The following is a 19,018-nucleotide window of genomic DNA, read 5'->3' on the forward strand; positions in this document are numbered from 1 at the left end:
CGCGACTCCCTACCGTGCCGTCACGCCGCGGACTTGCCCCGCACCGTGTCTTCCAGCTCGCCGAACGTGGGACGCTCGGTCGAGAACAGCACCTTGCGGCCGAACTCCACGGCCAGCGCCGGCGCATAGCCGTTCAGGCTCGCCAGCAGGGCGACCTTGATGCATTCGAGTTGCTTGCTGCTTTCGCTTACCTTCTGCTCCAGCACCGAGGCCAGCGGACCGACAATGCCGTAGGCGAGCAGGATGCCGACGAAGGTGCCGACCAGCGCCGCCCCGATCTTGGCGCCCAGCACGGCCGGCGGCTCGCCCACCGACCCCATCACGTTGACCACGCCCATGACCGCGGCGACGATGCCGAAGGCCGGCAGTCCGTCGGCGATGCGCTGGATGGCGTGCGCCGGCACGCTGGCTTCCTGGTGATGGGTATCGATTTCCTGGTCCATCAGGGCTTCCAGCTCCAGCGGATTCAGGTTGCCGCTGACCATCAGCCGCAGGTAGTCGGTCACGAACTCGACCAGGTGTTCGTCGGCCAGCAGCGCGGGATACTTCTGGAACAGCGGACTGTTGTGCGGCTCCTCGACGTCGGCCTCGATGGACATCAGGCCTTCGCGCCGCACGCGGTTCAGGATCTCGTACAGCAGCGCCAGCAGGTCGAGGTAGCGCTGCTTGGTGAAGCGCGAACCGTGCAGCGTGGTCGGCAAGGCCCGCAAGGTCGCCCGCACCACCTTGCTGGAATTGCCGCAGACGAAGGCGCCCAGCGCCGCGCCGGCGATGATGATCAGTTCGAACGGCTGGAACAGCGCGCCCAGCGAGCCGCCATGCATGGCATATCCGCCCAGCACGGACGCCCCAACAATGATGTAGCCGATGATGACGAGCATGTAGATGTCCCCCCCTACGCGCTTCGCGCGCCCCCCAGGGGGCGATGCGGGTGGACCGGCGGAGCCGGATCCACCGCATCCTGGGTCTGGGCAGGGTCGATGCGGGCATCGGGAGCCTTGCCGGGCCAGGAATCTGGGGGACTGACTAGCGTGGGGCAATCGGGCTTCGTTGGCACATTGCGCGAAGCCATGAACGGGTTTTCGGCCGGCGAAAACAAAACTTGAGAGCGGAAGCTCCCGGGTCCGGCATCAGCGGGGGGCCGCCTTGGCGACTTCCGCATTGGCCGGACGCCGGGTCTTGCCGGCGCGGGACGGCATGTGGCAAAGCCCGCAGACGTACTGGTGGGCCAGCTCGAAGGTATGAGTGACGAATTGGCCGCCGCAACAGGTGCAAGCCGTCATGCCCAGCATGCCGGCGTCGAAGAACCGCGTCAGGCGCCATGCCCGCGTGATCGACAGGACCTCGGGCAGGCCCAGTTGGCCTATCTGCTCCCGGTATAGGCGGTAGGCGCGGATCAGCGCCTCGACCGCCGTCGCATCGTCCAGGCCCACCTGATGGCGGTGGATGTTCATGAACAGCGAGGCATGGACGTTGGGCTGCCAGGTCATGAACCAGTCGGTGGAGAACGGCAGCATGCCCTTGGGCGGCGATTTTCCGCGGATCTCGCGGTACAGGCGCAGGAGGCGCTCGCGCGACAGCTGCACTTCCGCCTCGAGCACCTGCAAGCGGGCATCGAGGCGGATCAATTCGGAGGCAATCTCGATCTGGCGCGCCTCGGACAGGACGCTTTTAGCGCGGACCATGCGGCCTCCTGATACTGCAGCAGGACATGACGCGGCTCAGGAAGCGGCCATCGCGGCGGTGCGTCCGGCCATCAGGATGGCGGCGTGGATGCGGGGGGAAACATCGTCGCGCTTGGGCGAGGACAGCAGGTTCCAGACCAGCGAGTCATCGAAGCGGAACCGGGCGAGCAGCATGCTCGAGCCGGCGATCTTCAGCAACTGGGCCGTGGTCAATGACGAAAGGATGTCGGCCACCTCGCTGGTGATGCCCAGGCGGTAGAGCGCCTCGCTGCGATCGACGCGCAACATCTGCTGGGCCAGCATCAGGTAGGTCAGATTGGCATCGCGGATCTCTTCACTCAGCCGGGACATGGGGGAAGATTCGGCCCCGGGAGCCGACACATCCGCATCGACCACGTCGCAAACTTGGACCATCGCGATTCCTTTCAGGGTAACCCCGTAAAACGGGAGGTAAAGACAGAGCACCCCGGCCAGTCTTTTCCTCTGGCACAGGGACCAATTCAATATGTAAATTATTGGACACTTGTTACCAAATTGACATTGGAACCCCGCTGGAATTCGCGTCTGCTTAGGTAAACTTCGCGTGTAAGAATTTTTCTTACAAATTCTGTATCACTTGTTTCATTTGAACACGCAAATGCGAAATGCGATTCCACCCATCCAGCAGGCAGCGCCCTGGGCCGGAAACGACCATGAATTGCTGGAAGCCACACTGGAATCGCTGCCCGTAGCCACCTGGGTCGTGGACCGGGACGGCCGGTATCGATACGTCTCCCAGGCCTACGCCGACCTGCTCGGCCTCCCCCGGGCCGCCGACTGCCTGGGCCGGGCCATGGAAGAACTCATGCCCCCCTCGATCGCGCGCGTACACGCGCTGCGCCATCGGCAATTGCTCGAGTCGCGCGCTCGCAAGCGCTTCGAGCAGATCTGGACCGTGAACGGCGAACCGCGCTGGTTCGAGATCCAGATGAGCTGCCTGTGCAACGACGAAGGCGAACCCATCGCCGTTTCCGGCTATGCGCAGGACGTCACGCAGCACATGGAACAACAGGAAAGCGCCCGCCGCATCCAGAACGAACTGGAGAAGCGGGTCGCCCAGCGCACCCATCTGCTAAGCGTGATCAACGAGGAACTGGAAGCCTTCTCGTACTCGGTCTCGCATGACCTGCGCGCGCCGCTGCGGCAGATCGCGGGCTTCGCCGGGCTGCTCGAGCGCGGGCTGGCCAGCCGGCCGGACGAGGCCGACACCACGTACCTGCGGCACATCGCGGACAACGCGCAGCGCATGGAAGCGCTGATCGGCGACCTGCTGCAACTGGCCCGCATCAACCAGAGCAGCCTGCTCAAGGGCCAGGTGGACCTGGCGGCCCTCGCGCGCGAGGTCCTGGCCGACCTGCGCCACAGCCAGCCCGACCGCCAGGTCGAGGAGGAACTCCCCACCTCCGCCCTGGCCGAATGCGATGCCGGACTGATGCGCATCGTGCTGGACAACCTGCTGGGCAATGCGTGGAAATTCACCGGCGGACGCGCCGGGGCGCACATCCAGTTCGGCAGCCTGCTGCGCGGCAACAGCACCATCTATTTCGTGCGCGACAACGGCGCCGGCTTCGATTCGCAGAACGCCGAACGCATGTTCGGCGCCTTCCAGCGCTTCCATCGTGCCAGCGACTTTCCCGGCACGGGCATCGGCCTGGCCACCGTCCGCCGCATCATCAACCGCCACGGCGGACAGATCTGGGCCGAAAGCGCGCCTGGACAGGGCGCGACCTTCTACTTCACGCTGGAAACGCCGGCCTGAAACCCCACCCGGCGGCGCCCGCAATCGGACCGTCGCGGCGAAACTTTAGCGGTATTTTTTTCCATCCCGCCGCCTTCCCCGCCTAAAGTTTTCAAATCACCACCCCGTTAATTGCCTCAACGCGGCCACGCCGGCACTGCATGCAGCCTGCGATGGCCCTGGCGCAATTGCGGAAGGACCTCCAGCCGCGGATGCATCGTCGGGCCCCCAGGGCCCCTCCTGAAACACCATATGACTCACCCTCACGGAGATAGGTCATGGCACAAGTCATCAACACCAACATCGCTTCGCTGAACGCGCAGCGCAACCTGAACAGCTCGCAGAGCGCCGTCAACACCGCCCTGCAGCGCCTGTCGACCGGCCTGCGCATCAACAGCGCCAAGGACGACGCCGCCGGCCTGGCCATTTCCGAGCGCATGAGCACGCAGATCAACGGCCTGAACCAGGCCGTGCGCAACGCCAACGACGGCATCTCGCTGGCGCAGACCGCCGAAGGCGCGCTGAGCCAGATCGGCACCAACCTGCAGCGCATCCGCACGCTGGCCGTGCAATCGGCCAACTCGACCAACTCGGCCGACGACCGCGCCTCGCTGCAGAAGGAAGTGGCCGAGCTGACCGCCGAAATCGACCGCGTCGCCCGCGACACCGACTTCAACGGCACCAAGCTGCTGGACGGCTCGTTCGCCGCCCAGAAGTTCCAAGTCGGCGCCAATGCCGGTCAGACCATCACCATCAGCAACATCGCCGACGCCAAGGCCTCGACGCTGGGCCAGTACAACGGCTTCAACGCGACCAACCTGTCGATCGGCACCGCCAGCGACACCGCCGCGGCGCAGACCGTCACCATCGGCTCGGCCGGCACGTTCGACCTCGGCAGCATCGCCAACGACGCCAAGGCCATCGCCAACGCGCTGAACACCCAGGGCATCGCCGGCCTGAACGTCACCGCGAACGCCACGGAAGTCACGGGCACGTCGACCGTCACGACCACGACCGCCGGCACCGCCAGCTTCACGCTGAACGGCCTGACGATCAACCTGACCGCCACCACCAACGCCGCGACCAACCGCGAAAACGCCCTGACCGCGATCAACGCGCAATCGGCCACCACCGGCGTGCGCGCCACCGACACCGGCTCGGGCCTGAAGCTCGAAGCCGCCGACGGCCGCAACGTCACGATCGGCGCCCTGACGCTGGGCACCGCCGTCGCCACCACGCTGTCCGACTTCGGCCTGGCCGCCGCCGGCACCACGGGCGCTTCGCTGAACGTCTCGTACAAGGCCCCCACCGGCGTGACCGGCTCGATCAGCAGCACCGGCGCCTTCGCACTGACCGGCACGATCACCCAGACCGGCACCGCGCTGAACGCCATCGACATCTCGACCGTCGCCGGCGCCTCCAACGCCCTGTCCGCCCTGGACGCCGCCCTGTCCACCGTCAGCGACGCGCGTGCCTCGCTGGGCGCGATCCAGAACCGCTTCACCTCGGTCGTCTCCAGCCTGGAAACCACCTCGGAGAACCTGTCCTCGTCGCGCAGCCGCATCCAGGACGCCGACTTCGCCTCGGAAACCGCCTCGCTCACCCGCGGCCAGATCCTGCAGCAGGCCGGCACCGCGATGCTGGCGCAAGCCAACTCGCTGCCCAACAACGTGCTGACGCTGCTCCGCGGCTAAGCATTGCGGCATTTCCGCCGGCGTCCTTCCGGCGGATCGTCCCCACCCCGCCTTGCGCCGGGTGGGGATTTTTTTTGCCATGCCACTCCTACTCAAGTTTCCCTTCCCTGGCCCGTTAATCCACGTATCGCCCCCCTATCGCCACGGAACCTTCATGAGCATCCACGCCATCGATACCGCCGCCGACCTGCGCAGCCTGCCGGCCGCCGCCGCGTCGGCCGCCCGGCCCATCGCGCCCGCTGGCTCGACCAACCTGCTCGATCCGTCGCTGCCGGCGACGGCCCAGGTCCCGGACGTGGGGGAACTGCGGGCCGCGGTCGACGCTTTCAACCGCTTCGTCCCGCTGGCGGCCCACAACCTGACGTTCAGCATCGACGACGACAGCGGCAAGGTCGTGGTCAAGGTGGTCGACGGCGACACCCAGGACGTGATCCGGCAGATCCCGTCCGAGGAAGCGCTGGCGCTCAGCCGCTCGCTGGACCAGATCAAGGGCGCCCTGTTCAGCCGCAAGGCCTGAACCCGCCCGCCAACCCGATACCAGGAATACTCCATGGCTAGCGTAGGATCCGCCCTTGGCGTGGGCTCCGGCCTCGAACTGTCCACCCTGCTGAGCAACCTGATGGCGGCCGAGAAGGTGCCGCTCACCAAGCTGCAGGCCCAGGCCACCTCGGCCCAGACCAAGATCTCGGCCCTGGGCCAGCTCAAGAGTTCGCTGTCTTCGCTGCTGACGGCCGCCGCGGGCCTGACGCCGGAAAAATTCACCGGCCTGGTCGGCAGTTCGTCGGACGCCTCGGTCGCCTTCATCACGGCCGACAACAAGGCCGGCAAGATCAGCCACAAACTCGACGTCACCTCGCTGGCCCTGGCCGAGAAGGCCGTCAGCGGCGCGCTGGCGAATGATGCGCAATTGAACACCGGCACCCTGACCTTCACGCTGGGCAAGGTCGAGAACGGCAGCTTCGTCGCCGGCGAAGCCGAAGCCAAGTCCGTCGTCATCGATACCACCAACAATACGATGTCCGGCCTGCGCGACGCCATCAACAAGGCGGAAATCGGCGTCACGGCCTCGCTGGTCACCGACGGCACCGGATCGCGGCTGGTGCTCACGTCCACCACCACCGGCGCGGCCAACGCCTTCCAGGTCACCAGTTCGGATTCGGGCACCGGCGGCACCCGCTCGCTGGACTTCTTCGATTATGACCCGGCCACCGCCCCGTCCTATTCCAGCGGCGGCTCGCCCGCCGGCATGAGCCGGCTGCAGGCCGGCGCCGACGCGCAGTTCAAGCTGGACGGCATGGAAGTCACCAGCGCCACCAATACCGTCACCTCGGTGCTCGACGGCGTTACGATCACGCTGCAGAAATCCGGCACCACGACCATCGCCACCAACCCGTCGCCCAGCGGCGGCGCGGCGGCGCTGCAATCGCTGGTCACCGCTTACAACTCTTTCCTGAACGTGGCCGCGGCGCTGTCGGCCAACGCGCCCAGCGAAACCCGGGGCAAGGCCGGCGCCACCGGGCCACTGGCGGGCGACGGCCTGGTGCGCGACCTGACCGCGCGCATGCGCAATGAAGTCTTCTCGCCCTTGCCGGGCGCCACCGGCGCCTACACGACGCTGGCCTCGCTGGGCGTGGGCTTCGACCAGGACGGCGCGCTGACGCTGGACACCGACAAGTTCAACAAGGCCATGGCCGCCGACCCGAACGCCGTGTCCCGGCTGTTCACCCCCAAGCCTTTCGGCGAAGACTCGCAAAGCCTGGTCGAGCGCTTCACCGCCCAACTGTCGCCTTATACCGACAGCAAGGGCGTGATCGACAGCCGCACCGACGGCCTGAAAAGCACGATCAAGACGCTGGAGACCCAGCAGAGCCAGATGAGCAATCGCCTGGAACAGATCGAGGCGCGCTACCGCCAGCAGTTCACGGCGCTCGATTCGCTGCTGACTCAGCTCAACAACACCGGCAGCTTCCTGACCCAGCAGATCGAGGCGCTGAAGAACCTCAACAAGTAACGCGGCCGGCGCGCAAGAGGGAACTCCGCGGTTTTGCCGCGCCAATTCCCGCTTTAAGTCCATCGCGCCAGGCCGTTAAATCCGTCAGGGCTGCCGTGCACGCGGCATGCCGCTACGCGTTCAGCAGGAGTCGCACGTGTCGGGATTCGGAAATTTCGGGGCCAGGGCCTATGTCAGCGTCGGGGTGGAGACCGGGGTATCCAGCTCCAGTCCGCACGCGTTGATCCTGATGTTGTACGACGGCGCGCTGGAGTCGCTGCGCAAGGCCATCGGCTGCATCGAGGCCAACGACCCCCTTGGCAAGACCCGGGCGCTCAGCCGCGCCACGCGCATCCTGGACGAAGGACTGCGCGCCAGCCTGGACCACAAGGCCGGCGGCGACCTGGCCAACCAGTTGAACGCCCTGTACGACTACATGCTCCGGCGGACGATGCAGGCCGGCATCGACAACGATCCCGCCCCCATCCTGGAAAGCGTCCGCCTGCTGGACGGACTGCGCGAAGCCTGGGCGTCGATCCAGGCCGACAGCCAGGTTGCTGCCTGATGATGGCGAGCCAGGATACCGGCATGGCGCCCGACCCCGAGCAACTGCCCGCGCTCTACGGCCGGCTGGCCGAGATCAGCCGCGCGATGCTGGCCGCGGCGCAACGGGGCGACTGGGATGCCGTCACGGCCAGCGAATCGGCCTGCGCCGAGCTCGTGGGACAATTGCGCCGCCGCCCCATCGAGACCTGCCCGCCCGCCGAGCGCGAAACCTGCATGCACCTGATACGCGAAATCCTTGCCAACGACGCCGCCACGCGCAACATCGCGGAGCCGTGGATGCGGGAGCTGGAACATATATTGCGACCCCGGCGCCACGCCTTCGGCGCGCAGATGTACCGCTGAAGGGGCAGGCGCTTGGTAGCGGATACCCGCCAGACGCAGCCGGTCAGCGGCGTCTCCCCCATCCAGAGCTGGGAGCGCTATCGCGAGGATGCCCGCGAGGCGGTGCTGGCGCGGCTCTTGAACGTATCCGGCGGCAACGCGGCGGGCGGCGCGCGCCCATCCGGCTCGGCGGGACTGCCGCACGGGCTGGTGCGGGCGACCGTGCTTCAGGCCAACAGCGATACCGAGGCGCTGGTCAACATCGCCGGCAAGCCCTACCTGATCAATACCCGCCAGGCGCTGAGCCCGGGCGTGACCGTGGTGCTGCGGCTGCTGGACGACCGCACCTTCCTGCACGGCCAGGACAGTGGCCGGATCGGCGGCCCGCGCTTGCCGGGCGAAGGCGGTGGAGGTCGTGGACCAGGCATCCAGGCGCCCGCCACGGCCGATGCCGAGGCGGCTTCCCCCGACGTGGCCACGCGGGCGATGCGCGGAGTCTCGCCCGTCCCCATGCCGTCGCTGGCCGAGCTCAAGCTCGAGACCGGCGACACCAAGGTGATGCTGAGCGGCTCGGCCCGCCTGCTGCTCGCGCTGGTCGACGAGACGGGCGGGACGCAGCGCAGCGTGCCCCTGGACGCCCTGCGCATTCCGGCCGGCACGCTGCCTGACGAGGCCGCGCGCCAGATCCGGCAAGCCGTGCAGCAGTCCGGACTGTTCTACGAAGCCCACCTGCAGGAATGGCGCGAGGGTCGCCTGCCCATCGAAGCGTTGCGCGCCGAGCCGCAGGCGGCGCTTTCGCCCGCTCCCCAGGCCCGCGACCTGGCACCCTCGGCCGGCGCCCCGGCGCCCGCGGCGGAACCCGCCACGCCCGAGCAAAGCGCGGCCAAGGGCCTGCAAGCGGCCCTGGCCGCCATCCCAGCCGACGTGCGCCAGGTCGTGCACGACCAGATCGCCGCGCTGGCCAGCGGCCGCCTGTTCCTGCAAGGCGCCTGGGCGGAACAGCCTTTCACCCTGGAAATCGAGCCGGACGAAGGCCAGGGCGCCGATGCCGGCCTGCCGCGGACCTGGCGCGTCCGCATCTCGGTCCAGACCCGCCATCTGGGCACCATGCAGGTGGACGTCGCGCTGGACGGTACCGACACCCGCATCGCCATCCAGCCCGACACCCGGACACTGCGCGGCCAGCGCCTGCGCGACCTGCAAGCCCGCCTGACCGCCGGCGGCCTGGACCTGCAACAGGCGCTCGATGGCCAGGGCCTGCGCATGTCCGACTTCAGGATCGCCACGGCCTCCCGCTCGCCGGCCCGCACATGACCCAATTCCCCGCCGATCCGCCCGCCGACGACCCGCTCGACCCCAAGCGCATCCAGGCGGTGGCGCTACGCTACGAAAAAGAACGCAAGACGCCCATCGTGGTCGCCAAGGGCAGCGGCGCAATCGCCGAGGAAATCCTGCGGCGCGCCAAGGAAGCGGGCGTGTTCGTGCACAGCTCGCGCGAACTGATCGACCTGCTGATGAAAGTGGACCTGGACGCCCGCATCCCGCCCTCGTTGTACGTGGCGGTGGCGGAGGTGCTGGCGTGGGTGTACAGGCAGGACGAGGAAGCGGGCGCCGGTCCGGACGGACGCTAGACGCCAGCCCGGCTCAGACCTGCATGTTCATGACTTCGTTGTAGGCGGCGATCACGCGGTTGCGCGCCTGCGCCAGCATCTGGAACGACAGGCTGGCCTTGTTCATGGCGATCATCGTGGTTTCCAGGCCGACCTCGGGATCGCCCTGCTGGTAGGCCTTCTGGACTGCGCTGGCCTCGGACTGAGCCTGCTGCACGCCCTGGATCGCATCGACCAGGGCGTTGGCGAACGAGGCCGGCGCCGCGCCGGCAGCCGCGCCACCGCCCATCAGGGCATCGGGCCGCGACAGCATCTGCGCCGCGCGCGCCATGCCGGTCGAGCCGGCCTGCCCGGCGGAAGAGGCGAGCACGTCCTGGATGCGGTCCATATGCGGTTTCCCGTGGGCGGTTCTGTGGAGCCTGGGATAGTAGCCGCGGCGGGAAGGATCCAGACCGGGAAGTACCGGGGCAAAACCCGTCTATTCCTTCCTTGGTTGTGACATTCTGCATCAAATAATACAAGCCCTGGGAAATGGGACGCCTGGTCGCCCCTTCTTTCTTATCTGGCATTCAACGCCCCGCTTCATTACATGGCCGACGACACGCAGAACCCACCCGCCGCCGGGGCCTCACACGGTAACAAGCTCCTGGAGTCGTTCGGCAGGCTGCCCACCCGCCACCGGCTCGCCCTGCTGATCGGCATTCCCATGCTCGTGGCCATCGTGGTCGCCGCGCTGCTGTGGAGCCGCGATCCGGACTACCGCGTCCTGTTCAGCGGCCTGTCCGACCAGGACGGCGGAACCATCGTTGCCGCGCTGCAACAGCAGAAGATTCCCTACCGGGTCGCCGACGGCGGCAGCGTCATCCTGGTCGCGCCCGACCAGGTCCACGAGGTGCGGCTGCGCCTGGCTTCCCAGGGGCTGCCTCGCGCCGGCAACGTCGGCTTCGAGCTGATGGACAACAGCCGCCTGGGTCTCACCCAGTTCCAGGAGCAGGTCAACTACCAGCGCGCGCTGGAAGGCGAGCTGGCCCGCTCGATCCAGAGCCTGGGCACCGTCAAGAGCGCGCGGGTCCACCTGGCCATCCCCAAGCCCAGCATCTTCATGCGCGAACAGAACCGGCCCACCGCGTCCGTGCTGGTGCAGATGCTGCCCGGCCGCGTGCTGGAACGCGGCCAGGTCGCCGGCATCGTCCACCTGGTCTCCTCGTCGGTGCCCGAGCTGGCGCCCGGCGCGGTCAGCGTGGTGGACCAGACCGGCACCCTGCTGTCGGCCAACGACACCGACCCGAACGGCCTGGATGCCACGCAGCTCGAATACCTGCGCACGCTGGAGCGCCAGTACACCCGCCGCATCTCCGAACTGATCTCGCCCATCGTCGGCGCCCAGAACCTGCGCGCGCAGGTCGCGATCGACCTGGACTTCAGCCGGCACGAGCAGACCGACGAGATCTATCGACCCAACGGCGCTTCGCCCGACCAGGCGGCCATCCGCAGCCGGCAAAGCTCGGAGTCGCACGAACCGGCGCTGGGCATGGACGGCGGCGTACCGGGCACGCTCAGCAACACGCCGCCCGGGGTCGCCATCGCCCCCACGACCGGCGGCGCCGCCACCAACCCGCCCGCGCCGGGCACGCAGGCCCAACCTCCCGCGCAGAACGTGAAGCGGGCCGACACCACCAACTACGAGCTCGACAAGACCGTGCGCTACGTGCGCGAACCCGTGGGCCGCGTCAAGCGCCTGTCGGCCGCCGTGGTCGTCAACCATCGCACCAGCGTGGTCAAGGGCGAGACGGTCAGCACGCCGCTCAGCGATGCCGAACTGGCGCAGATCAAGGCGCTGGTCAACGAAGCCGTCGGCTTCGATGCGCAGCGCCGCGATTCGGTGTCGGTCATCAGCATCCCGTTCAACGAAGCCGCCGCCGAAGCCGCCTCCGAGCCGGCGTTCTGGCAACAGCCGGAGTTCGTCAACCTGGCACGCGACATAGGCGTGGCGCTGGTCCTTGCGCTGGCGGTGCTGTACCTGATCATCGGCGTGATCCGCCCCGCCATCAAGCAGCTGACCACGCCCCCGCCGCCGCCCGAACCCGCCTTTGCCGCCGCCGGCCCCGCGATGATGGCCGAGGCCCCGGTCGATACCGCCGAGGAACAACCGGAAGATCCGCTGGAGAAGGTCCGCCGCTTCGCCCGGGAGAACCCGCAGGTCGTGGCCACGGTCATTCGGCAGTGGGTGAACGATGTGTAGCCCCCCCCTACGCGCTTCGCGCGCCCCCCAGGGGGCGATGCGGGTGGACCGGCGGAGCCGGATCCACCGCATCCTGGGTCCGGGTCGAGTTTCTTGGATTGTTGCGTCGGCGCTGTCGCTGGCTGCGGCGGGTGCAACGAAGTGATATGCCGATGATGAACGTAGTCAATACCGAACCCGACCAGGGAGTGGCCGATGGGGCGATCCTGTTGTTGTCGCTGGGCGAGGAAGAGGCGGCCGAGGTGCTGAAGTATCTGTCGCCGCGCGAGGTGCAGAAGCTGGGTACGGCAATGGCCGGGATGCAGGGGATCCCGCGCGAGGCCATGGACCAGGTGATCCAGCGCTTCGAGACGGACATCGGCGCGCACACGGGGCTGGGCGCCGATGCCGACGCCTATCTGCGCAACGTGCTGACCAAGGCGCTGGGCGCGGACAAGGCCGGGTTCCTGCTGGACCGCATCCTGCACACCGGCGATACCTCGGGCATCGAAAGCCTGAAGTGGATGGACCCGGCCAGCGTGGCCGAACTGATCCGCCACGAGCATCCCCAGATCATCGCATCGATCCTGGTGCACCTGGAGGCGGACCAATCGGCCGCGGTAATCAACTACCTGACCGAGCGCGTGCGCGCCGACGTGCTGCTGCGCATCGCCACGCTGGACGGCATCCAGCCGGCCGCGCTGCGGGAGCTGAACGACGTGCTGCTGAAGATGCTGTCGGGCAACGAGCAGATCAAGCGCCGCAAGCTGGGCGGGGTCAAGACCGCCGCCGACATCCTCAACTACGTGGGCTCGTCGTCCGAAAACCAGATCCTGTCCATCGTCAAGCAGGTCGACACGGAACTGGCGCAGCGCATCATCGACGAGATGTTCACCTTCGAGAACCTCATCGACGCCGACGACCGCGGCATGCAGCTGCTGCTGCGCGAAGTCACGCCCGACTCGCTCATCCTCGCGCTCAAGGGTGCCAGCACCGAGCTGCGCGCCAAGGTGTTCCGCTGCATGCCGGCACGCGCCGCGCAGCAGCTGCGCGAAGACCTGGACGTGCGCGGCCCGGTCAAGATTTCCGAGGTCGAGGCGCAGCAGAAGGAAATCCTGAAGGTCGCGCGCCGCCTGACCGAGTCCGGCGACCTGGCCATCAACGGCATGGGCGAGGAACAATATGTCTGAGCCGCTGCTGGGCGCCCGCCGCATCCTGCGCGCCGACGAGGGCCGCAACCTGCCCGTCTGGCGCCTGGACACTTTCGGCGATGCGTCCATGCAGGGCGAGGCCCGGCGCCGGCCGCAGACGCCGGAGGAAAAGCGCGCGATCGAAACGGCGCTGGCCGCCGCGCAGGAGGCCGACCGCCGCGCTCGCGAGGACGCCGCTCGGCGCGAAACCGCGACGCCGGAGCCCGCCGTGGCCGAAGCGGCCCCGCGTCCCGTCGTTCCCGTACCGGCCGTCGATCCGGCCGAGGTCGAACGCATCAAGACGGCGGCCTTCGATGAAGGCTATGCGGCGGGCTACGACCATGGCAGCGCCGCGGCGCGGCGCGAGGCCGAGCATTTGCAGGCGATGGCGCGGACCGCCTCGGACGTGTTCGACCGCTTCGAGACCGGCCTGGCGCCCCAACTGCTGGAACTGGCCGCCGAGATCGCGCGCCAGGTCATCCAGCGCGAACTGGCCCTGGACAACAACGTGATCCTGGCGGTGGTGCGCGACGCCTTCAACCAGCTCATCGGCGGCGAAACCGGTAAGCAACTGCTGCTGCACCCGTCCGACGTGCAACTGGTGCGCGCCCACCTGGGCGAGGAACTCGAACTGGGGCAATGGAAGATCGTCGAGGATGCCGGCGTCGAGGCCGGCGGCTGCCGGATATCCACCCAGCAATCCGATATCGACGCGACCCTGGGTACGCGCTGGAAGCGCACCCTGGCCACGCTGGGGCAGGACAGCCCGTGGAGCGACGAGCGTGCATGACGCCACCGCCAGCCTGGCCCGCTTCGTCCAAGGCTGCACCGCCCGCGTGCGCACGGCGGCGCCCGTGGCCGCATCGGGACGCCTGACGCGCGTGGCCGGCCTGGTCATGGAGGCCGTGGGCCTGAAGCTGCCGGTGGGCAGCACCTGCCGAATCATGCAGGCCCACGGCCGCGCCGCCGAAGCCGAAGTGGTGGGCTTCAACGGCGAACGGCTGTTCCTGATGCCCTCCAGCGAGGTGCATGGCCTGACGGCGGGATCGCTGGTCATGCCGCTGGAACCGCAGCGCGCCGCCCCCGCCTACCCGCCGGCCGACGCCGCCGCCGGATCGGACCTGCCGGCCGAGGAAATCACCAAGCACCTGCCCGTCGGCGACGCGCTGCTGGGGCGCGTGGTGGACGGCGCCGGGCATCCGCTCGACCGCCTGGGCCCGATCACCTCCGCCCAGCGCGCGCCGCTGGCCGCGCGGCCGGTCAACCCCATCGAACGCCAGCCCATCGAGCGCCCCCTGGACGTGGGCGTGCGCGCCATCAATGCCATGCTGACGGTGGGGCGAGGACAGCGCATGGGCCTGTTCGCCGGTTCCGGAGTCGGCAAGAGCGTGCTGCTGGGCATGATGGCGCGCTACACCGAGGCCGACGTGACCGTGGTCGGCCTGATCGGCGAACGCGGCCGCGAGGTCAAGGAATTCATCGACCACATTCTCGGCCCGGAGGGGTTGGCGCGATCGGTCGTCGTCGCGGCGCCCGCCGATGCCGCGCCGCTGATGCGCCTGCAGGGTGCCGCCTACGCCACGGTGCTGGCCGAGCATTTCCGCGACCAGGGCAAGAACGTGCTGCTGATCATGGATTCGCTCACGCGCTACGCGATGGCGCAGCGAGAGATCGCACTGGCCATCGGCGAGCCGCCCGCCACCAAGGGCTACCCGCCGTCGGTGTTCGCCAAGCTGCCCGCGCTGGTAGAACGCGCGGGCAACGGCACGCACGGCGCCGGCTCGATCACCGCGTTCTACACGGTCCTGACCGAAGGCGACGACCAGCAGGATCCGATCGCCGATTCGGCCCGCGCCATCCTGGACGGCCATATCGTGCTCAACCGGACGCTGGCCGACACCGGCCACTATCCCGCGATCGACATCGAGCAATCGATCTCGCGGGCCATGCACAACATCGTCGATGCTCAGCAGCAGCGCCATGCGCGCACGCTGAAAAAACTGTTCTCGCGCTACCAGCGCTCGCGCGACCTGATCCAGGTGGGCGCCTACGTGCCGGGCACCGACCCCGAACTCGACCAGGCCATCTCCGCGCACGCCACCATCGGCAATTTCCTGCAGCAGGACATGCAGGACCGCGCGCCCTATGCCGACAGCCTGACCCTGATGACCGCCATCGCCGAACACTTCGGCGCCGACACCTGATCCGCCCCAGAGGCCCGCCATGACGTCCACCACCACGCTCGCCACGCTGATCGAACTTGCGGAAGGCCGCAAGAACAAGGCCGCCCAGGAGTTCGCCCAGGCCGCCGCGGCACACTCGCGTGCCCGCGAGCGCCTGGTGCTGATCGAGAACTACCGGTCGGACTACGAATCGCGCATGCGCAACCAGACCGGCATCGGCCTGGACGGCACGCTGGTCGGCAACTACGCCCGCTTCATCCAGCAACTGACCGAGGCCGTCGAGCAGCAGGCGCAGGAGGTCGAGCGCTGCACCGGCCACATGAACGCGATGCGGGCGGCGTTCTTCGACGAGGAACGCAAGCTCAAGTCCCTGGAAATCCTGGCCCAGCGGGAAACCCAGCGCCAGGAATCGACCGAGGCCAGGCGCGTGCAGAAGCAGATCGACGAATTCGCCAGCCGCCGTCACTACGGCACCCCGACGGGATACGCGATATGAACGCGCTTCCCGTCTCGTTCGCCCAGCCCGCCGTTCCGCCCTCGCCCGCTCCGGCCGGATCCGGCGACGGCGCGCCTGGCGGCCGTCCCTTCGAGGACATGCTCGCGGCGGCGTCCCGGCCTCCGGAATCCACCAGGACCGACACCCCGGCGCAGGCCGAAGCGACGGATGCCGAGGCGCCCAGCGGCCAGGACGGCGCCGATCCCACGGTTGCACCGGACCAGCCCTGGCTGTCGCAGTGGGCCAGCTACCTCGCGCCGCCCGCCGCCACGTCCGTGGACACGGCCCCTGCGCCGGACGGCGCCGCCGATGCCGGCGCTGCCCTGGCCCCGGCAGCCGCACCGGCATCCGCGACCCCGGCGGATGCGCTCGTCCTGCCGCCCACCGTGGCCGAACAGGATGCCGTCGCCCTGGCGACACCCCCGGCCGCCGGCGTGACCGCACGCCCCACCGCCACGACGCCCGCCTCCGGCACGGCCCCGGACTCCGCCGGCCGGCGCACGGACCGGACGGCGCCCACGGCTCGCACCCAGCCGCCGGCGGCTTCCCAGCCGGCCGCCGGGGAGCCCGCGCCCCACGAAGCATCGGCCGGCCCCGCCGGGGTGCTGCAGGCCTCCGCCACGGTTCCGGTCAACGCCCCGCCGTCCCACCACGCGCCGGCGCCCCCGGTCCGCGGCGAAGCCCCCACCGTGCCGGGCGCGCCAGTGCCGCTGCACGCTGGCGCCTTGCAGGATCGCATCGACACGGCCTTGCGCTGGATGGCCGGGGGCAACCTGCAAACCGCGCAGTTGCGCGTCGATCCCGAGGCGCTGGGCCCGATCACGATCCACCTGCGCCTGGACGGCGACGCCGCCAGCGTGGTGTTCGGAAGCAACCACGAATCGACGCGCCAGGCGCTGGAGAATACGCTGGCCGGCCTCAAGGACGCGCTGGCCGCCAACGGCCTGAGCCTGGGCCAGGCTTCGGTCGGCAGCGAGCAGCAGAGCGGCTTCCTGGCCGCCCGCCAGTTCGCCGGACGCGAGGCGCCCGCGGACCGCGCGCCGCCCACCGGCACCGACGCCTCCAGCCCTGTCGCGGGTGGGGCCGTCCGCGCCACGTCCTCGGGCAACGGCATGGTCGACCTGTACGCATGACACCGGCATCGGCCGGCCAACTGCAGGATTTCCCCTGCTGTTCGACCGATCATTGCCGGCCCGTGTCTGGATAATGCAACCTGGGGACAGTTCGCTGCCCTTTCCCACCGACTCCGGAGATGTTGTTCATGGCCGAGGCCATTGTTCCTGTGAAACGCGCCCGCACCTGGATTTTCGTGCTGGGCGGACTCGTACTGCTGGTCGTGATCGCGGCCATGGCCGCGCTGCTGCTCGTCCACAACAAGCAACTGGCCAACTTCGAGACCTACAGCTACGCCGGATCGCAACAGGGAGACGACGCCTCCCAGCCCGCATCCCCCGCCGCGCCGGCCGCGGCCGCGCCCGCGAGCTCGGGCAAGCACGTCTTCACGGCCCTGGACCTGTTCACCGCCAACCTGGCCGAACGCGACAACGACCGCTTCGCGCAGGTAGGCGTCGTGATCGAAGTGGGCGACGCCAAGGCGGGCGCCGCCCTGACCTCGGTCATTCCCCCCATCCGCAGCGAAATCCTGCTGCTGCTGAGCGCCAAGTCCGCCGACGAACTGCTCAGCCTGAAGGGCAAGCAGGCCCTGGCCGCGCAGATCCTCGACATCGCGCGCAAATACATCGCGCCGGAGTTCCGCACCAGCGTCTATGCCGCGCACTTCTCCAGTTTCGTGATCCAGTAGATCCTGTTGCGCCGTGACGCCGATGACGCATCCCCACGACGCCGCCCGGAGCGCCCACGATGGCCGGTGAATTCCTCTCGCAAGACGAAGTCGATGCCCTGCTGCGAGGCGTCACCGGCGAGCACGATGACCAGCCCAAGGAGGAAGTGCCCGCCGGCGGCATACGCCCCTACAACCTGGCCAAGCAGGAACGGATCGTGCGCGGCCGCATGCCGTCGCTCGAGATCATCCACGATCGCTTCGGCCGCCTGCTGCGCGTGGGACTGTTCAACTTCCTGCGGCGCAATCCCGAGATCTCGGTCGGTCCGGTGCGGCTGGTCAAGTACAGCGAATTCCTGCGCAACATCGTCGTCCCGACCAACCTGAACATCGTCTCGCTCAAGCCCCTGCGGGGCAATGCCCTGTTCATCTTCGAACCGCGGCTGGTGTTCTCGGTCATCGACAACCTGTTCGGCGGCGACGGCCGCTATCACACCCGGGTCGAGGGGCGCGACTTCACCGCCACCGAGCAGCGCATCATCCAGCGCATGCTGGCGGTGGTGCTGGACGAATACGCCAAGGCGTGGGCCGCCGTCCACACCATGCACTTCGAATACCAGCGCGCCGAGATGCACACGCAGTTCGCCAACATCGCCACGCCGTCCGAGATCGTCGTCTGCTCGACCTTCTCGATCGAATTCGGCTCGTCCGGCGGCGACCTGCACATCTGTTTTCCGTACGCATCGGTCGAGCCCATCCGCGATGCGCTGTACAGCCCCGTCCAGGGCGACCAGATGGAACCCGACAAACGCTGGCTGCGCATGCTGTCCAAGCAGATCCAGTTGGCCGACGTCGAAATGGTGGTCAACCTGGCCCAGAGCGAACTGGTGTTGCGCGATCTGCTGAACATGCAGAAGGGCGATGTCATCCCGATCGACATCGCCCCCACGCTGCCCGCCTACGTGGACGGCGTGCCCATATTCGACTGCAAGGTCGGCGTCAGCAACGGGCAGTACGCGATCCGCATCGGCAAGGTGCTGGCCACCCTGCAATCGGAAAACCAGTTAGGAGATGAGAATGGAAGCGGATCCTGAACACCTGCCCGAGTCGCCCGGCGCCACGGCCGACGACGACTGGGCCGCGGCGCTGGCCGAGCAGTCGCAGGCCAGCGCGGCCGCGCGCCCCGCCGACGAGCTGTTCGAACAGTTCACCCCCGGCGGCGAGACGTCCAGGACGGTCAACGACATCGAGATCATCATGGACATCCCGGTCACCCTGACCGTGGAACTGGGCCGCACCCGCATCCCCATCAAGCAGATCCTGCAACTGGCGCAGGGTTCGGTGGTGGAACTCGACGGCCTGGCCGGCGAACCCATGGACGTGATGGTCAACGGCTGCCTGATCGCCCAGGGCGAGGTGGTCGTGGTCAACGACAAATTCGGCATCCGGCTGACCGACATCGTCACGCCGTCCGAGCGGCTGCGCCGCCTCAACCGCTAGCCGC

21 protein-coding genes are annotated in these 19,018 nt (G+C 68.3%); 17 read left to right on the forward strand and 4 right to left on the reverse strand.

Annotated features, from left to right (window positions below; all coding sequences use genetic code 11):
- Positions 1 to 20: 20 nt before the first annotated feature.
- The 3 genes from motA to flhD form a co-directional block, all read right to left on the reverse strand.
- Positions 21 to 881 (reverse strand): flagellar motor stator protein MotA, encoded by an 861-nt coding sequence (motA, locus tag EGT29_RS17815; RefSeq protein ID WP_124690227.1) that lies wholly within the window; start codon positions 879 to 881, stop codon positions 21 to 23.
- Positions 882 to 1,130: 249 nt separating this feature from the next.
- Positions 1,131 to 1,685, reverse strand: coding sequence for a flagellar transcriptional regulator FlhC (flhC, locus tag EGT29_RS17820; RefSeq protein WP_124690228.1), 555 nt, complete (start codon positions 1,683 to 1,685; stop codon positions 1,131 to 1,133).
- Between the two features lie 36 nt (positions 1,686 to 1,721).
- Positions 1,722 to 2,036 carry a flagellar transcriptional regulator FlhD gene (gene flhD / locus EGT29_RS17825; RefSeq protein WP_087841533.1) on the reverse strand — a complete coding sequence of 105 codons (315 nt, stop codon included), beginning with the start codon at positions 2,034 to 2,036 and terminating at the stop codon, positions 1,722 to 1,724.
- A 286-nt stretch (positions 2,037 to 2,322) separates the two neighbouring features.
- Between flhD and EGT29_RS17830 the strand changes: the two genes are divergently transcribed.
- The 8 genes from EGT29_RS17830 (at position 2,323) to EGT29_RS17865 (ending at position 9,665) form a co-directional block, all read left to right on the forward strand.
- Positions 2,323 to 3,483 (forward strand): ATP-binding protein, encoded by a 1,161-nt coding sequence (locus EGT29_RS17830; protein WP_124690229.1) that lies wholly within the window; start codon positions 2,323 to 2,325, stop codon positions 3,481 to 3,483.
- Positions 3,484 to 3,740: 257 nt separating this feature from the next.
- Positions 3,741 to 5,156: a flagellin gene (locus tag EGT29_RS17835; RefSeq protein ID WP_124690230.1), complete on the forward strand. Its 1,416-nt coding sequence runs from the start codon at positions 3,741 to 3,743 to the stop codon at positions 5,154 to 5,156.
- A gap of 154 nt (positions 5,157 to 5,310) precedes the next feature.
- Positions 5,311 to 5,673 (forward strand): flagellar protein FlaG, encoded by a 363-nt coding sequence (locus EGT29_RS17840; RefSeq protein WP_124690231.1) that lies wholly within the window; start codon positions 5,311 to 5,313, stop codon positions 5,671 to 5,673.
- 33 nt (positions 5,674 to 5,706) lie between these two features.
- On the forward strand, positions 5,707 to 7,167 hold the full coding sequence (fliD, locus tag EGT29_RS17845) for a flagellar filament capping protein FliD (protein WP_124690232.1): 1,461 nt from the start codon (positions 5,707 to 5,709) through the stop codon (positions 7,165 to 7,167).
- A gap of 136 nt (positions 7,168 to 7,303) precedes the next feature.
- Positions 7,304 to 7,711: a flagellar export chaperone FliS gene (fliS, locus tag EGT29_RS17850; RefSeq protein ID WP_161567861.1), complete on the forward strand. Its 408-nt coding sequence runs from the start codon at positions 7,304 to 7,306 to the stop codon at positions 7,709 to 7,711.
- Positions 7,712 to 7,734: 23 nt separating this feature from the next.
- Positions 7,735 to 8,055, forward strand: a complete 321-nt coding sequence (locus EGT29_RS17855) for a flagellar protein FliT (protein ID WP_161567862.1) — start codon at positions 7,735 to 7,737, stop codon at positions 8,053 to 8,055.
- Between the two features lie 12 nt (positions 8,056 to 8,067).
- Positions 8,068 to 9,348: a flagellar hook-length control protein FliK gene (locus EGT29_RS17860; protein WP_124690235.1), complete on the forward strand. Its 1,281-nt coding sequence runs from the start codon at positions 8,068 to 8,070 to the stop codon at positions 9,346 to 9,348.
- Positions 9,345 to 9,665, forward strand: coding sequence for an EscU/YscU/HrcU family type III secretion system export apparatus switch protein (locus EGT29_RS17865; RefSeq protein WP_124690236.1), 321 nt, complete (start codon positions 9,345 to 9,347; stop codon positions 9,663 to 9,665). The genes EGT29_RS17860 and EGT29_RS17865 overlap by 4 nt, the downstream gene beginning before the upstream one ends.
- A 13-nt stretch (positions 9,666 to 9,678) precedes the next feature.
- Here the strand turns inward: EGT29_RS17865 and fliE are convergent, their stop codons facing one another.
- Complete coding sequence (gene fliE / locus EGT29_RS17870) at positions 9,679 to 10,032, reverse strand: flagellar hook-basal body complex protein FliE (RefSeq protein ID WP_124690237.1); 354 nt, start codon at positions 10,030 to 10,032, stop codon at positions 9,679 to 9,681.
- A gap of 201 nt (positions 10,033 to 10,233) precedes the next feature.
- On the opposite strand from fliE, the gene fliF reads away from it, so the two are divergent.
- The 9 genes from fliF (at position 10,234) to fliN (ending at position 19,014) form a co-directional block, all read left to right on the forward strand.
- The gene (gene fliF / locus EGT29_RS17875; protein ID WP_124690238.1) at positions 10,234 to 11,886 is read left to right on the forward strand and encodes a flagellar basal-body MS-ring/collar protein FliF; all 1,653 of its coding nucleotides are present in this window, start codon (positions 10,234 to 10,236) and stop codon (positions 11,884 to 11,886) included.
- Between the two features lie 152 nt (positions 11,887 to 12,038).
- Complete coding sequence (gene fliG / locus EGT29_RS17880) at positions 12,039 to 13,055, forward strand: flagellar motor switch protein FliG (RefSeq protein WP_370282439.1); 1,017 nt, start codon at positions 12,039 to 12,041, stop codon at positions 13,053 to 13,055.
- Positions 13,048 to 13,845, forward strand: coding sequence for a flagellar assembly protein FliH (locus EGT29_RS28760; RefSeq protein ID WP_124690239.1), 798 nt, complete (start codon positions 13,048 to 13,050; stop codon positions 13,843 to 13,845). Before fliG ends, EGT29_RS28760 begins: the two co-directional genes overlap by 8 nt.
- A gap of 91 nt (positions 13,846 to 13,936) precedes the next feature.
- Entirely contained in the window at positions 13,937 to 15,259 is a 1,323-nt protein-coding gene (gene fliI / locus EGT29_RS17890) for a flagellar protein export ATPase FliI (protein ID WP_370283049.1), read from the forward strand.
- Between the two features lie 19 nt (positions 15,260 to 15,278).
- Positions 15,279 to 15,734, forward strand: coding sequence for a flagellar export protein FliJ (gene fliJ, locus EGT29_RS17895; protein WP_124690241.1), 456 nt, complete (start codon positions 15,279 to 15,281; stop codon positions 15,732 to 15,734).
- On the forward strand, positions 15,731 to 16,867 hold the full coding sequence (locus EGT29_RS17900; RefSeq protein ID WP_124690242.1) for a flagellar hook-length control protein FliK: 1,137 nt from the start codon (positions 15,731 to 15,733) through the stop codon (positions 16,865 to 16,867). Before fliJ ends, EGT29_RS17900 begins: the two co-directional genes overlap by 4 nt.
- A 128-nt stretch (positions 16,868 to 16,995) precedes the next feature.
- On the forward strand, positions 16,996 to 17,535 hold the full coding sequence (fliL, locus tag EGT29_RS17905; RefSeq protein ID WP_161567863.1) for a flagellar basal body-associated protein FliL: 540 nt from the start codon (positions 16,996 to 16,998) through the stop codon (positions 17,533 to 17,535).
- Between the two features lie 59 nt (positions 17,536 to 17,594).
- Positions 17,595 to 18,608 carry a flagellar motor switch protein FliM gene (fliM, locus tag EGT29_RS17910; protein WP_124690244.1) on the forward strand — a complete coding sequence of 338 codons (1,014 nt, stop codon included), beginning with the start codon at positions 17,595 to 17,597 and terminating at the stop codon, positions 18,606 to 18,608.
- A complete protein-coding gene (gene fliN / locus EGT29_RS17915) occupies positions 18,592 to 19,014 on the forward strand; it encodes a flagellar motor switch protein FliN (protein ID WP_152796145.1) in 423 nt (140 codons plus the stop codon). Before fliM ends, fliN begins: the two co-directional genes overlap by 17 nt.
- The last annotated feature ends 4 nt before the right edge of the window (positions 19,015 to 19,018 follow it).

This window comes from Pigmentiphaga sp. H8 (assembly GCF_003854895.1).
In the GTDB taxonomy this organism is placed as follows: Bacteria; Pseudomonadota; Gammaproteobacteria; order Burkholderiales; family Burkholderiaceae_B; genus Pigmentiphaga.

Bases quoted from the DNA above. Each gene is read 5' to 3' on its own strand.
- EGT29_RS17900 (WP_124690242.1), top strand. From the start codon at position 15,731: ATGAACGCGCTTCCCGTCTCGTTCGCCCAGCCCGCCGTTCCGCCCTCG.
- fliG (WP_370282439.1), top strand. From the start codon at position 12,039: ATGATGAACGTAGTCAATACCGAACCCGACCAGGGAGTGGCCGATGGG.
- flhC (WP_124690228.1), bottom strand. From the start codon at position 1,685: ATGGTCCGCGCTAAAAGCGTCCTGTCCGAGGCGCGCCAGATCGAGATT.
- motA (WP_124690227.1), bottom strand. From the start codon at position 881: ATGCTCGTCATCATCGGCTACATCATTGTTGGGGCGTCCGTGCTGGGC.
- EGT29_RS17840 (WP_124690231.1), top strand. From the start codon at position 5,311: ATGAGCATCCACGCCATCGATACCGCCGCCGACCTGCGCAGCCTGCCG.
- flhD (WP_087841533.1), bottom strand. From the start codon at position 2,036: ATGTCCCGGCTGAGTGAAGAGATCCGCGATGCCAATCTGACCTACCTG.
- fliL (WP_161567863.1), top strand. From the start codon at position 16,996: ATGGCCGAGGCCATTGTTCCTGTGAAACGCGCCCGCACCTGGATTTTC.
- EGT29_RS17855 (WP_161567862.1), top strand. From the start codon at position 7,735: ATGGCGCCCGACCCCGAGCAACTGCCCGCGCTCTACGGCCGGCTGGCC.
- fliE (WP_124690237.1), bottom strand. From the start codon at position 10,032: ATGGACCGCATCCAGGACGTGCTCGCCTCTTCCGCCGGGCAGGCCGGC.
- EGT29_RS28760 (WP_124690239.1), top strand. From the start codon at position 13,048: ATGTCTGAGCCGCTGCTGGGCGCCCGCCGCATCCTGCGCGCCGACGAG.
- fliD (WP_124690232.1), top strand. From the start codon at position 5,707: ATGGCTAGCGTAGGATCCGCCCTTGGCGTGGGCTCCGGCCTCGAACTG.
- EGT29_RS17835 (WP_124690230.1), top strand. From the start codon at position 3,741: ATGGCACAAGTCATCAACACCAACATCGCTTCGCTGAACGCGCAGCGC.
- EGT29_RS17865 (WP_124690236.1), top strand. From the start codon at position 9,345: ATGACCCAATTCCCCGCCGATCCGCCCGCCGACGACCCGCTCGACCCC.
- fliJ (WP_124690241.1), top strand. From the start codon at position 15,279: ATGACGTCCACCACCACGCTCGCCACGCTGATCGAACTTGCGGAAGGC.
- fliF (WP_124690238.1), top strand. From the start codon at position 10,234: ATGGCCGACGACACGCAGAACCCACCCGCCGCCGGGGCCTCACACGGT.
- fliN (WP_152796145.1), top strand. From the start codon at position 18,592: ATGGAAGCGGATCCTGAACACCTGCCCGAGTCGCCCGGCGCCACGGCC.
- fliM (WP_124690244.1), top strand. From the start codon at position 17,595: ATGGCCGGTGAATTCCTCTCGCAAGACGAAGTCGATGCCCTGCTGCGA.
- EGT29_RS17830 (WP_124690229.1), top strand. From the start codon at position 2,323: ATGCGAAATGCGATTCCACCCATCCAGCAGGCAGCGCCCTGGGCCGGA.